Below are 13,662 nucleotides of genomic sequence, written 5' to 3' on the forward strand. Positions count from 1 at the left end.
TGGTTTTGACCTTCTTACCTCCTTTGCCGTTACGGCGGTTAGGGCGACTCTCTTTCAGGTGAGCATCCAACTCTCCTTCCATAGAGGCTTCCAGAAGTTTTTTTAAAAGCGGAGTGAAAGCACCATCGGCTCCTTCAAGCTTCTTGGTCTTTTTGAGCTGATCCAAAGCATCCTCGAAGAGTTGCTCCAACTCACTTTTTGGGGTTGTTTTCTTGTTTGACATCGTGTACATAAGTTATTGTTTTAATTAATACCTATGACACACTTTTTTGAACAGTCTCACCCAATACACTAATGACTCTAACCTGTAATAAATCGGATAAGTATGAAGTTAGTTGCCCTCCTACTCTCTATTCTCCACTCTCCATTCCCTACTCTCTATTCCCTATTCTCTATTCTCAAAAACTACACATCATCATAATCGATCTCCAGCTCTGAGCTAAGAGGATGCGACTGACAGGTAAGGATCAGTCCCTCCTGCACTTCGCTGTCGGTAAGTATTTGATTCTTGACCATTTCAGCCTTCCCCTTTTTAACCCGGGCGATACAACTGCTGCAGATTCCGCCCTGGCAGGAATACGGCGCATCGATATCGTTATCAAGAACGGCATCAAGCACCCGCTTCTTACGATCCATAAGAAGGGTAAACTCTTCGTCGTCGACCGTCACCTTCACCTGGGTTTTCCCCTCAGGAACATCTGACGGAGCCTCTCCGGAATCGTCACTGCTGAACAGTTCGAATTTGATCCTGTCTGAAGCAACCCCCTTTTCCTTCAGGGTTTCAGAAACATTGTTGATCATTCCTTCGGGTCCGCAAAGATAAAACACCGCATCACCGGCGCTATCCAGCTTATTTTTCAGAATATAGTTCACCGTTGAGCGCTCGATACGGCCAAAGATGGCATCGTTCTCCTGGGTACGACTATAAAGGAACTGTATTTCCAGCCTGTTGCCATAACGCTCTTTCAGAGACATGATGTCTTTATAGAACATGGTCTCTTCCAGCGTCTTATTACCATAAACCAGAATAAAGTCACGGTCGGTGTCTTTAAGAACGGCTTTCATGATACTCATCACGGGTGTGATACCACTTCCGGCTGCAAAGGCCACCACCGTGTTACCCGGGTCATTAGCGGCATCAAAGGTAAATCTCCCTTCAGGTGGATGAACCTCTATTTCAGAACCCGCACTGAGCTCTTCGTTCGCATAGACCGAGAAGGTTCCGTCAGCCACTTTCTTTACCCCTACCGTAATTCCCGGATCATCAGCAGCCGAACAGATACTGTATGAGCGCCTTACCTCAGCGCCGTTTATATTGGTTTTCAGGGTGATATATTGTCCCGGCTTAAAGCGAAAGGCTTCCTTTTTATCTTCGGGTATCTTAAATGTGAGACTTACTGAATTGGGGGTTATGTTTTCTACAACACCGATCTCTAATGGGAAAAACTCAGGCATATGTCGATTTTTTAGGCAAAAATAAGAAACAATGCATGTTTTTGTAACAAATGAATCATTTTAAACACTAATGCGATAAATCATCAACAACATGCTTAAACTGTTCCTTACCCTCCAATGGAAATCTTTTATCCGGTCTGCTTCTTTCAATAAGAACCTGGTTTTTAAGATCCTCATGGGGTTTGCAGCACTTTATTTTATAGCGGTTTTTTCGATAATGGGGGCTGCCTCCTATCACATCATTGAAGACCAGTTGCAACGCAATCCGCTCGAGGTTATCAATGAGATCCTGATTTTCTACCTGGTCGCAGACCTGGTGATGCGTTACCTGCTGCAAAAAATGCCCGTGGTGAATATCAAACCACTTCTTCCCTTGCCTTTTTCTAAAAGCAGGATCGTACACTTCAGTTTATGGAAAACCGTTCTTTCGTTCTTTAACATCATTCATGCCTTTTTCTTTATCCCGTTCACCATCGTTCTGCTGGTGGAGGGCTATCCGCCCGTACAAGCTCTGGCATGGCTGGCCATGGTGGCTTTTCTGATCTATGCAAATAACTTCATCAATGTTTTTCTGAATGATGTCGATGCCATTTTTTACACGGTATTACTGATCGTTGCAGCTCTTGGGTTATTGACATTTTACGGTATTGTTGACATTTCAGTCTATACGGCACCCGCTTTTATGGCGGTATACGAACAGCCGCTGTGGTTGATCATTCCTGCTTTGATCTGTCTGTCACTATATGTGATAGCTTTCCGGTATTTTAAAGCGAGACTGTATCTCGATGCAGGTCTATCTGCCAAACAAAAAGAGGTGCATTCTGAAGACCTCAGCTGGCTTGATCGGTTCGGGAGCCTGTCGGTTTTTCTTAAGAATGATATCAAGCTGATCAAGCGTAACAAACGTTCACGTACTACTGTATTGATGAGCCTTGCTTTTATTTTCTACGGCTTGCTGTTTTTTACCGGAGGAATCGAGGTTTACGAAGGACCCGTTTGGCGTATCTTTGCCGGCCTTTTCGTAACCGGAGGGTTTTTGTTCAGCTTCGGACAATTCGTGCCGAGCTGGGACAGCTCTTATTACCCCCTGATGATGAGTCAGAACATTCGCTACAGGGATTACCTCAACTCCAAGTGGTGGCTTATAGTTATCGCTACCATCCTGACCACCGTTATCGCCAGCTTTTACCTGTACTGGGGTCTAGAGGTATACCTGGCCATTGTGGTTTCTGCGATTTACAACATAGGGGTGAATGCACATATCGTTTTATGGGGAGGAGCCTACGTCAAAACTCCGATCGACCTGACCTCCAACAAAAAAGCATTTGGCGACAAACAGGCCTTTAATGCCAAAACCCTGCTGCTGACCCTTCCAAAACTGTTATTACCTTTGGGGTTATATGCGGCAGGCCACTATACACAGGGACCTGACCTCGGGTATATTTTTGTTGCCCTGGCGGGAGTGTTGGGCTTCGTCTTTAAAGAAAAAGTATTTGATATCATTACCAGGGTCTACAAAACAGAAAAATACAAAACCCTTCACGCTTACAAACAAAAAAACTAAAGGAGATGATAGAAATTAAAGGACTGTCAAAGTCATATAAACAAAAGAAAGTTCTGGATATCTCATCACTTGAGATCCCTAAAGGTCAAAGTTTCGGATTGGTCGGTAATAATGGTGCCGGAAAAACGACGCTTTTCAGCCTGTTATTAGACCTGATACAACCCACAACCGGGCAAGTACTCAACAACGATGTACCTGTTCAAAGCAGCGAATCATGGAAATCGTTCACCAGCGCCTTTATCGATGAAAGTTTTCTTATCGGGTACCTTACCCCGGAGGAATATTTCTATTTTATCGGGGAGTTACGCAACCAGAACAAGGCCGATGTTGACCGGCTGCTGTCAGGATTTGAAGACTTCTTCAATGGCGAAATTCTGGGCGTTAAAAAATATCTTCGTGACCTGTCTAAGGGAAATCAAAAAAAGGTGGGAATCGTGGCAACCCTTATCGGGTCTCCCGAAGTGATCATACTCGACGAGCCCTTCGCCAACCTGGACCCCACCACCCAAATACGACTGAAGAAAATTCTTAAGACCCTGCAGGAAGAAAGAGAGACGACGGTACTTATCTCCAGTCATGACCTGATGCATGTCACTGAAGTATGCGAACGAATCGTAGTGCTGGAAAAAGGAGAGATCGTGAAAGATATCAAGACGAATCCGCAGACCTTACGTGAGCTGGAGACCTTCTTTTCGGGAGAGATCCTGAATGTTGAGGCGTGAGGAGTTAATAAGGAGAACGGCTATCGGTGAACGGTCAATGGCTTTTCTGTGAGTTTGGTGAGTTATCGAGTTAGAGGTTAGAGGCTAGAAGTTAAAAGCCAGAAGTGTTCCAAATTCTACCTAATACCCTGATAATACTTACCTGGAAAAAATGGATGATTTTGTAGTTTTTAATCCTCCTATTCTCCACTCTCCATTCTCTACTCTCTAAAAAAGCATCACAACAGTTCGATCCTAGGCGCACTACTCCGAAGTATTGGGGGCATCGAAGTGGACTTACGGGATGAGAATTGCCGAATGTGTTGTTCTGGCTAACGGCTAACGGCTATCAGTGAGTTTGGTGAGTTATCAGGTTAGAGGTTAGAGGCTAGAAGTTAAAAGCTAGAAGTGTTCCAAATTCGACCTAATCCCCTAATGAGACTTGCCAGGAATAGCATCAATAGTTATGAGGTTCTTTTTCCTCCTATTCCCTACTCTCTATTCTCTATTCTCTATTCTCCACTCCCCCGTTATTCGTCCCGCAAATACTGTTTAAGCAGTAACAGAAATCATTATGCCATGGGATTTTTTTCTGTCAGAGAGGCAAAATACAGCGACGGTCTCAATTGGAATTAATTTATATATTTCTTGTAATATATTTCTAACAAAAGCCTGTTTTTATAATATTTAAAGACTATTTAAGCCATTAAACACTTGATAAATCATAAAGTGAATACATGGTATTAAACGTGTTTAATCGCACGACTACATACAAAAAGCATTCACACTCATTCACTCTCCTATTGATACAAGACCTCTATACTCCAATTCAGAAATTGGCAAACCAGAAAGCTAAATACTGTTGACAACAACCGATATTCATGCAACGAATCACCGATTTTTTGAAGGTAACTGTCTATTCCTTTCGCGCATGCAGTAAGCGCGTGAGTTTGATGGCAAGGTCGCCGAGTATGACCTTCCCGTTTCCGTTGCGTTCAATGTGATAAATTGCCTCTTCCAGTTCGCGGTTGATCTCCAGAATATTATTCCCGTGCACAAAAGGAGCGAATTTTTCAAGACGAAAATCTTCCTGTGAAAACTCGGTATAGGCTAATTCCTGAGCCTGGTAATTGACCATAAGGGCCTGACGGAACACCTCTATGCAATACTGTAGGAATTGCTTTTGGGTCTCTCTCCCTGTACGCGCGATCTCCTCGCTCCAGCTCAACAGGTCATTGATGGCCTTTTTGTTTCCTTTGGCTTTAAAAGCCGATCGGACCCAAAAAACGAACCAACGTTCGAAAACCAGATCTTCAGAGTCGTTATTGACCAGGTCTATGGCCTTATTGAAATTCCCGTGAGCCTGGTGGGCGATCTTTTGAGCCGTATTCGGATCAAGATCCCATTGTTCCAGGGCCTTTATAATATCGGCTTCCGCCAGAGGCGGAAAATGAAGAATCTGGCATCGGGAGGTAATGGTCTGCAGGAGCTGGTCTTCATCTTCTGCGATCAAAATGATGACTGTGTCTTTGGGTGGCTCCTCTATGAGCTTTAACAACTTATTACTGCAGGCGTCATTCATCTTTTCTGCCATCCACATGATAAGCACCTTTCGCCCTCCTTCATATGATTTAAGAGATAAGGCCTTTGAAAGATGAGCCGCTTCGTTCACCCCCATGAGTCCTTGCTTATTCTCTATACCCAGTTTTTGCAACCAGTCAAACAGATTTCCATAAGGCTGTTCCCTGAGGAATTCCCGCCACTGGCTCATGAATTTCTGACTATAGGCATGTTCGCTTTTAACCTCAGCAGTTCCATTCACAGGAAATGAAAAATGCAGGTCAGGGTGATTAAAGTGTTCAACTTTCGCATTACAGCTCTCGTTACCTGTATCATTCTCTCCCCCGGTATTACGGCAAAGAATATAGCGCGCATAGGCAATAGCCATCGGCAGGGTGCCACTCCCTTCAGGCCCGACGAATAGTTGGGCGTGAGGAATTCTGTTGTTATCTGCACTCCTGACCAGATGACGTTTCAGGTGAGCCTGTCCGACAATAGAACGAAATAGCATAAAAACCGGTTTTCAGGCCGAAAAATAGAATTATTTGGAGCCTTCTACAACTTCCTGATGAGAAATAAAGCATATTTCAAAGAAGCGATTAAATGGTTAACTTTGTTTCTCATTAAAAATAACCTATGAAAACAATTGACGATTTCAATTTCTCTGATAAAAAAGCCCTGATACGGGTTGACTTCAATGTGCCGCTTGATGAAAACTTCCAGGTCACCGATTCCAACCGGATTCAGGCGGCGAAACCAACCATCATCAAAGTACTGGAAGACGGGGGCAGTGCCATCCTGATGAGTCACCTTGGAAGACCCAAGGGCATGCGAAATGATGCGATGTCACTCCAACATATTGTAAACAAAGCTTCGGAAATCATCGGTGTTCAGGTCAAGTTCGTAGAAGAGGCCGTGGGACCCAAGGCTGAAGAAGCTGCTGCCAACCTGAAGCCGGGCGAGGTATTGTTGCTGGAGAATCTGAGGTTTTATGCCGGAGAGGAAAAAGGAGATCGGGAATTTGCCGAAAAACTATCCCGCCTTGGAGACGTCTATGTGAACGATGCCTTCGGAACAGCACACAGGGCACACGCCTCAACCACCATAGTGGCTGAGTTCTTCCCTGAGAACAAATGTTTCGGATACCTGCTGGCCAAAGAGATCGAAGCGATCAAAAAGGTCATGGATTCAGGGGAAAAGCCCGTAACCGCTATCCTGGGAGGTGCAAAAGTATCTTCAAAGATCACCATCATTGAAAACATACTCGATGCCATTGACCACCTTATTATCGGAGGGGGAATGGCCTATACCTTTGTAAAGGCTAAAGGAGGCCGCGTTGGTGATTCGATACATGAAGATGACAAGCTCGATCTGGCCCTTGAAATACTCGATAAAGCAAGAGCAAAAAATGTAACCGTTCACCTGCCCGGTGATGTGATCGCTGCCGATGATTTCAGCAACGATGCCAATACCCAGATCTGTCCGATCGATGCCATCCCTGAAGGCTGGCAAGGACTGGACGCCGGACCCAAAGCCCTTGAGAATTTCGGCGAGGTGATCCTGAATTCCAAAACTATTCTTTGGAACGGACCCGTAGGTGTTTTCGAAATGGAGAATTTTGCCAAGGGAACTATTGCCGTCGGTGAATATGTGGCGGAGGCCACCAAAAAAGGAGCATTCTCACTTGTAGGTGGGGGTGATTCTGTGGCCGCGGTTAAGAAATTCGGCTTCAAAGATAAGGTGAGCTATGTCTCAACAGGTGGTGGAGCTATGCTGGAAAGCCTGGAAGGAAAAGACCTTCCGGGAATCGCAGCCATTCAGAAATAATACTTTTTCAACATATACTACTGAAGCCCTTATACCTGCGTATAAGGGTTTCTGTTTTAACATTTTAAAATGTATTTTTAGGTAATTTTATTCGATTTTTGACCCCATTTTTAATCAAACCCCGTCATTCTACATGAAAAAAGGACTTCTGATAACGATCGCACTTATAACCCTGAATTCTTTTGCACAACAAAAGAAAGAAACTGTGATCGGAGAAGCTGAACCGAAAGAAATTGTTGAGGCCGACTCAGACAAAAACACAGAGATCATACAAAATGCAGTTGATTCGGTTGCAGCCATGGCCGATTCACTCCTGATCAGAAAAGTGAATGGTAAATACCTGCTGGAAGACAATCCGCTTGCCCGCAAAATGGACAGCCTGTGGTTACAGGAGATCTATGGTTCCGGACTTTTCGATACGCTCTATACCGATATCAGCGAAATGAAATTCGATGATGTTGAATATGCCGAACTCCATACTGATACGCTTAAGAAACGCCTGGAGTTGCTCGATCAGAAAACGCCATTTCATATCAGCTATAATCCTTCTCTTGAGAGTGTGATCAAGATGTTCCTCACCAAAAGGAAGAATTACCTCAACCGGGTGATGACCCTGAGCAAGTATTATTTCCCCCTTTTCGAGGAACAACTCGATAAACACAACATTCCATTAGAGATCAAATACCTGGCGATCGTTGAATCTGCCCTGAATCCGAGAGCAAGATCAAGGGTTGGTGCCACAGGGTTATGGCAGTTCATGTTCACTACCGGAAAGATGTACGATCTGGACGTGAGCAGTTACGTGGATGAGCGAAGCGATCCGGTGAAATCTACCGAGGCCGCCTGTGAATTCCTCGGACGTCTTTATACCATGTTCGGTGACTGGGACCTGGCCCTGGCTGCTTATAACTCAGGCCCCGGCAATGTTTCCAAAGCGATCAGGCGCAGCGGCGGTTATGAAAACTATTGGAACATCAGGCCTTTCCTTCCGAGGGAAACAGCAGGTTACGTGCCGGCTTTCCTTGCGGTGATGTACCTGTTTGAATACGCAGAAGAGCATGGTTTTGACACCTACAACCCCAGAACTTCCATGCTGGAGACAGATACCGTTCAGGTGAAAAAGCTCATCACATTCGACCAGATTTCTGAACTGCTTGATGTGGAAGTAGAAGAAATACAATTCTTCAATCCGGCCTACAAACTGGATATTATTCCCTACGACGAAAAGGAAAAATACACCCTCCGGCTTCCGAAACACCATATAGGCAGGTTCGTCAACAACGAGAAGGAGATCTATGCCTTTGTGGAGGAAGAGATGAAAAAACGGGAAAAACCCCTACCGGAGTTATTAAAGACAGATTCCCGCATACGATACAGAGTGGTAAGCGGAGATTACCTGGGCAGGATCGCCGATAAATTCGGGGTACGCATCAGCGACATTAAGCGCTGGAACGGACTAAGAAGCAACAATATCAGGGCAGGACAACGCCTGACCATCTACCCCAGAAAGCCTGTGCTTCCGCAGAAAAAAAACACCAGTGCTGAAGCCAGCGTAAGCAGTTCAGCTAAGGAGTATACCGTACAAAGGGGAGACTCACTCTGGAAGATCGCCAACAGGCATCCCGGAATTTCTATCGAAAATATTAAAGATTGGAACGATATTCGCAGTGATAATTTAAAACCAGGAACAAAGCTGAAGCTTTGTAAGTGTTAAACCAACAAGATTTTTATGAAACGTATTATTATTCTCCTGTTTTCGATCGGTCTATTGTATTCGTGCGAAGAGAGCAAACAGGTCAAGCCTGACTCTGTAGGAGCCATCAACAGTCTGTCTGTGATCATTGAGAATGAAATGTGGGAAGGTGCCGTGGGTGATACCATACGTGAATATTTTGCAGCCCCGGTGCATGGCCTGCCCTGGGATGAACCCTTATTCACCATCAATCAGATGCCTCCTGAAGTTTTTACCGACTTCACACGAAACAGCCGGAACGTTCTGATCATAGCCAAAGACACTTCTGAAACGGCAGGAATAAAAACCAATCTATTTGCCAAGCCACAAAAGGTTGCGATCCTGAAGGCTCCCACCAGGGAAGAACTGATCAACAAGGTAAAGAATAACGCAAACCAGATCATAGAGACCTTCAAAGAGCAGGAAATCGCTGAGACGCAGCGTCGCTTCCATCGATCTCTCAATAAAGAAAAAGACCTCGAGCAGGATTTTGGTATCAGCCTGACTATGCCGTCTATCTATAAAGTGGTGAAGAAAGATGATAATTTTATCTGGATCAAGCGCCTTATTCAAAAGGGAGAAATGAACATACTCGTTTATGAGATGCCGATGGAATCTATCCCCAATGATTCAACCCGCATCCAGGCGATCATCGAAATGCGCGATTCGATAGGCGAAAAATATGTTCCCGGCCGCGAAGAAGGCATGTATATGATCACAGAAAAGGCATACGCTCCTTATGTCTATGACGCCGAAATAGCAGGACATAAAGCCATTGAGACCAAAGGTATGTGGGAGGTGAAAAACTTCTTTATGGCCGGACCGTTTATCAACTATATTGTTGAAGACGAAAAGAATGACCGACTGCTGGTGATCGAAGGTTTCACCTTTGCACCTTCAACAGAAAAGAGAGACTATATGTTCGAACTGGAAGCAGTATTGAAAACACTTCGATTTATAGACTATACTGAGGAAGATAAGCAGGTAGTAGCTGAGTAGGCGGTTAGGCGAATTTAAAGCTATCGGCTATCGGCTAACAGTGATCAGAAGGAATCATTTTGATTGGTTGGAATGTTAAAAGCTAAAAGTGCATGTTTTTTCTAATAACTGATCGCTAATCTCCAATCACTAACTTTAACGTCATCCAGAGCGCAGCGAAGGATCTGCTTGTTTATGAGGGGATGCGGGATGCGTTCCGCGTGAGAACGGTGAACGGTTACGCAGTGAACGGTCAAAGATCTTTCAGGGAGTTTGGTGAGTTTCGTGATTTAGGTGAGGTATTAGGTTAGAAGTTAAAAGCTAAAAGTTCCCAAATCGAACCCTATACCTTAAAAGGATACTTACCTTCATTCTCTACTCTCAAAAAACACCACAACAAAGCCACCCTTGTCACACTGCCCCGAAGTATCGGGGCTGTCGAAGTGGATTTACTGGATGCGTTTCACCCGCTAACTGCTAACGGCTAACAGTGAACGGTCAAGGACCTTTCAGGGAGTTTGGTGAGTTTCGTGGTTGAGGTAAGGTATTAGGTTAGAGGTTAGAAGTTTCCAAATCAGACCCTATATCTTAGAGGATACTTACCCCCTACTCTCTATTCTCCATTCTCTACTCTCTAGAAATCACCACAACAAAGCGCCCTTGTCACACTGCCCCGAAGTATCGGGGCTGTCGAAGTGGACTTACGGGTGTGATCCGTGTGAGAACGGCGAACGGCAATCAGTGAGCTTGGAAAATATTGTTAGAAATTTTATGATTCCTATTATCAAATAACCCTTTACCCCTTCACAAAAAAAACATCATCAACAAAAAAGCCTCCGCTAAGCGGAGGCTTTTTTATATATCGTTTCTGATACGTGATCAGTCCTTTTTACTCTCGTCGATTTTGGCATCGTCTTCCTTGGTGGCATCTTTAAATTCCTTGATACCGCTTCCCAATCCTCTCATAAGTTCAGGGATCTTCTTACCGCCGAAGAGCAGTAATATCAACACGACGATAATGGCGATCTGCCACGGCCCGACCATTCCTAAAAAAATACTTGTAAGGGTCATATTATCTAATTTTAAAAGACAAAGGTAATAATTATAGTCTTATGCAACCGTTAAAAGCTTATAAATTAAGGTTACAGCGCTGCAAAGATAGGGCTGTATTGGCTATATTTGCGAAACGATGGCAAAAAAAGAACAGAAGCGAAAACAATTAAAGAAAAAGCTCCTTCATAAATACAGGCTTGTGGTTCTGAATGAAGACACTTTTGAGGAGCGACTGTCGTTTAAACTCAACCGGCTGAACGTGTTCGTTTTAGGAACCCTGTTCACGGTTTTCCTTATTTCACTGACCACCTTACTCATCGCTCTTACCCCCCTTCGTGAATATATTCCGGGTTATTCGTCGGCACAACTAAAGAGAACCGCAACAGAACTCACTTTCAAGGTCGATTCACTGGAGTATGAACTGGCTTCAAACGAGGTCTATTTCAATCGCATTCAACAGGTTTTAAAAGGTGAGATCAATACCGTGGAAGTGAATAAAGATTCCCTTTTTTCGACCTTCCGCACAGATACCATCGAGTACAATATTTTTCCCAACCGCCAGGATTCCCTCCTGAGAGCCAAAGTGGCGCTGGAAGATAAATACAACCTTTTTGAGACGGCATCGTCCCGCTCAGATTTCGTCTTATTCCCTCCCCTGAACGGGACCATTAATCAGGGGTACAATGTCAAAGAGAAACATTTTGCGGTAGATATCATAGCCCCGGCTGAAACCCCGGTGAAATCGGTGGCAGACGGAACCGTGATCTTTGCCGAATGGACAGCAGAAACCGGATATGTCTGTATCGTAGACCATGGTTATGGACTGCTTTCTGTCTATAAACACAACTCTGCCTTATCAAAATCACAGGGTGACCTCGTCAAATCAGGAGAAGTAATTGCAATTATCGGTAACACCGGAGAACTGACTACCGGTCCGCATCTGCATTTCGAACTGTGGAGTGAAGGATATCCTGTTGACCCAACCGATTACATAGATTTCGAATAAACATGACCTCAATAAAATCAATCGCAGCAAAATTATTTGCCAAATACATACATCAAAAAACTCAGAGCTGGGCGAAAAACCCGGTAGTCACCCAGGAAAAAGTCTTTCGGGAACTTATAGAAAAGGCCCGTAATACCCGCTTTGGTCAGGACCACGATTTTGACCGTATAAACGATTATAAGGATTTCGCGAAGCAGGTTCCGGTAAGGGATTACGAAGAGCTGAAGCCGTGGGTGGAAAAGGTCGTGAACGGAGAGCAGGATGTTTTGTGGCCCGGGAAACCCGTGTACTTCGCCAAAACTTCAGGAACCACTTCAGGAGCGAAATATATCCCGATAACCAAAGCTTCCATGCCCTACCATATCGAGGCTGCCAGAAATGCCATTCTCAGTTACATACATGAAACCGGCAAGGCTGATTTTGTAAACGGAAAGATGATCTTTTTACAGGGCAGCCCGGAACTGGATGAAAAGAACGGGGTGAAACTCGGTCGCCTGTCAGGTATCGTGGCGCATTATGTACCCGGATACCTGCAAAAGAACCGCATGCCCAGCTGGGAAACCAACTGTATCGAAGACTGGGAAACAAAAGTAGAGGCCATAATAGACGAAACGCTACCTGAGAATATGACCGTGATCAGCGGTATTCCTTCCTGGGTACAGATGTATTTCGAGCGTATCCAGGCAAGAACAGGAAAAAAAGTAAAGGAGGTTTTTCCAAACTTTGAACTCTTCATCTATGGAGGAGTCAACTTCGAACCTTACCGTAAGAAATTCGAATCGCTGATCGGTAGAAAGGTCGACAGTATCGAGCTCTTTCCGGCAAGTGAAGGCTTTTTTGCATACCAGGACTCCCAAAAGGAAGAAGGTATGTTACTGCTTCTGAATGCAGGAATCTTCTATGAGTTTATAAGGGCTGATCAATTTTTTGAAGAAAATCCCAGGAGACTTACCATCGGAGAGGTGGAAAAGGATGTGGATTATGTAATGATCATTTCCACTAATGCCGGTCTGTGGGGTTATAACCTCGGAGATACCGTTCGTTTTACCAGCCTCGATCCTTATCGTGTGGTGGTGAGCGGAAGGATCAAGCACTTTATCTCTGCCTTCGGAGAACATGTGATCGCCAAAGAAGTGGAACAGGCCATGAAAACCGCCCTGGATCAGCACGGGGGTGAGGTAAATGAATTCACTGTTGCCCCTCAGGTAGAACCTGAAAATGATGCACTGCCCTATCACGAATGGTTGATCGAATTCGGAAAGGAACCCGAAAACTTTGATGCCTTCGCCCGTACACTGGATGCTTCCATGCAACAGCAGAACAGCTATTACCTGGACCTCATCGAGGGAAAGGTATTGCAACCCCTGAAGATCACCTCTCTGCCCGAAGGAGCATTCAGAGACTACATGAAAAGCAAGGGAAAACTGGGCGGCCAGAACAAAGTGCAGCGACTTGCCAATGACCGCAGTGTCGCGGATGCGTTGCATGAGTTAGCGGCTAAGGGCTAAGGGCTATCGGTGACCGGTGAGTTTGGTGAGTTTGGTGAGTTTGGTGAGTTTGGTGAGTTTGGTGAGTTAGAAGCTAAAAGTAAAACGTTGGTCTCAGCTAAAAAAACCAATAACTAATTCCTTTTTCAACCGACCGGCAGATCCCTCGCTCTGCTCGGGATGACTCACTTAAAAGAAGAACCCCGGCAAGTACCTCCCAAATTAACCCGTTGATCATTTTAACCTCATCCAGAGCGTAGCGAAGGATCTGTTTGAAATCGACGGGAGTCGGGTAAAAT

Annotated in this window: 10 protein-coding genes and 1 pseudogene; 7 read left to right on the top strand and 4 right to left on the bottom strand. The window is 44.8% G+C overall.

Annotated elements, in window-relative coordinates; all coding sequences use genetic code 11:
• A pseudogene (locus K7R10_RS13625) lies at nt 1-232 on the bottom strand (IS256 family transposase); the annotation flags it as partial.
• A 173-nt stretch (nt 233-405) separates the two neighbouring features.
• Entirely contained in the window at nt 406-1,455 is a 1,050-nt protein-coding gene (locus K7R10_RS13630; RefSeq protein WP_224485284.1) for a ferredoxin--NADP reductase, read from the bottom strand.
• A gap of 91 nt (nt 1,456-1,546) precedes the next feature.
• On the opposite strand from K7R10_RS13630, the gene K7R10_RS13635 reads away from it, so the two are divergent.
• Both K7R10_RS13635 and K7R10_RS13640 read left to right on the top strand, forming a co-directional pair.
• A complete protein-coding gene (locus K7R10_RS13635) occupies nt 1,547-3,019 on the top strand; it encodes a DUF5687 family protein (RefSeq protein ID WP_224485285.1) in 1,473 nt (490 codons plus the stop codon).
• A 5-nt stretch (nt 3,020-3,024) separates the two neighbouring features.
• On the top strand, nt 3,025-3,741 hold the full coding sequence (locus K7R10_RS13640) for an ABC transporter ATP-binding protein (protein ID WP_224485286.1): 717 nt from the start codon (nt 3,025-3,027) through the stop codon (nt 3,739-3,741).
• A gap of 895 nt (nt 3,742-4,636) precedes the next feature.
• Here the strand turns inward: K7R10_RS13640 and K7R10_RS13645 are convergent.
• Nucleotides 4,637-5,791 (bottom strand): DNA polymerase III subunit, encoded by a 1,155-nt coding sequence (locus K7R10_RS13645; protein ID WP_224485287.1) that lies wholly within the window; start codon nt 5,789-5,791, stop codon nt 4,637-4,639.
• Nucleotides 5,792-5,916: 125 nt separating this feature from the next.
• Between K7R10_RS13645 and K7R10_RS13650 the strand changes: the two genes are divergently transcribed.
• The 3 genes from K7R10_RS13650 (at nt 5,917) to K7R10_RS13660 (ending at nt 9,838) form a co-directional block, all read left to right on the top strand.
• Nucleotides 5,917-7,107, top strand: a complete 1,191-nt coding sequence (locus K7R10_RS13650; protein ID WP_224485288.1) for a phosphoglycerate kinase — start codon at nt 5,917-5,919, stop codon at nt 7,105-7,107.
• A gap of 133 nt (nt 7,108-7,240) precedes the next feature.
• Nucleotides 7,241-8,821 (top strand): LysM peptidoglycan-binding domain-containing protein, encoded by a 1,581-nt coding sequence (locus tag K7R10_RS13655; RefSeq protein ID WP_224485289.1) that lies wholly within the window; start codon nt 7,241-7,243, stop codon nt 8,819-8,821.
• 15 nt (nt 8,822-8,836) lie between these two features.
• Nucleotides 8,837-9,838: a DUF4837 family protein gene (locus tag K7R10_RS13660; RefSeq protein ID WP_224485290.1), complete on the top strand. Its 1,002-nt coding sequence runs from the start codon at nt 8,837-8,839 to the stop codon at nt 9,836-9,838.
• An 858-nt stretch (nt 9,839-10,696) separates the two neighbouring features.
• Here the strand turns inward: K7R10_RS13660 and K7R10_RS13665 are convergent.
• Entirely contained in the window at nt 10,697-10,888 is a 192-nt protein-coding gene (locus tag K7R10_RS13665; protein WP_304621898.1) for a Sec-independent protein translocase subunit TatA/TatB, read from the bottom strand.
• Between the two features lie 118 nt (nt 10,889-11,006).
• Between K7R10_RS13665 and K7R10_RS13670 the strand changes: the two genes are divergently transcribed.
• Nucleotides 11,007-11,876 (top strand): M23 family metallopeptidase, encoded by an 870-nt coding sequence (locus tag K7R10_RS13670; protein WP_224485291.1) that lies wholly within the window; start codon nt 11,007-11,009, stop codon nt 11,874-11,876.
• Nucleotides 11,877-11,878: 2 nt separating this feature from the next.
• Complete coding sequence (locus K7R10_RS13675) at nt 11,879-13,384, top strand: GH3 auxin-responsive promoter family protein (RefSeq protein ID WP_224485292.1); 1,506 nt, start codon at nt 11,879-11,881, stop codon at nt 13,382-13,384.
• The last annotated feature ends 278 nt before the right edge of the window (nt 13,385-13,662 follow it).

It is taken from the genome of Robertkochia aurantiaca (genome assembly GCF_020166495.1).
Taxonomy (GTDB): Bacteria; Bacteroidota; Bacteroidia; order Flavobacteriales; family Flavobacteriaceae; genus Robertkochia; species Robertkochia aurantiaca.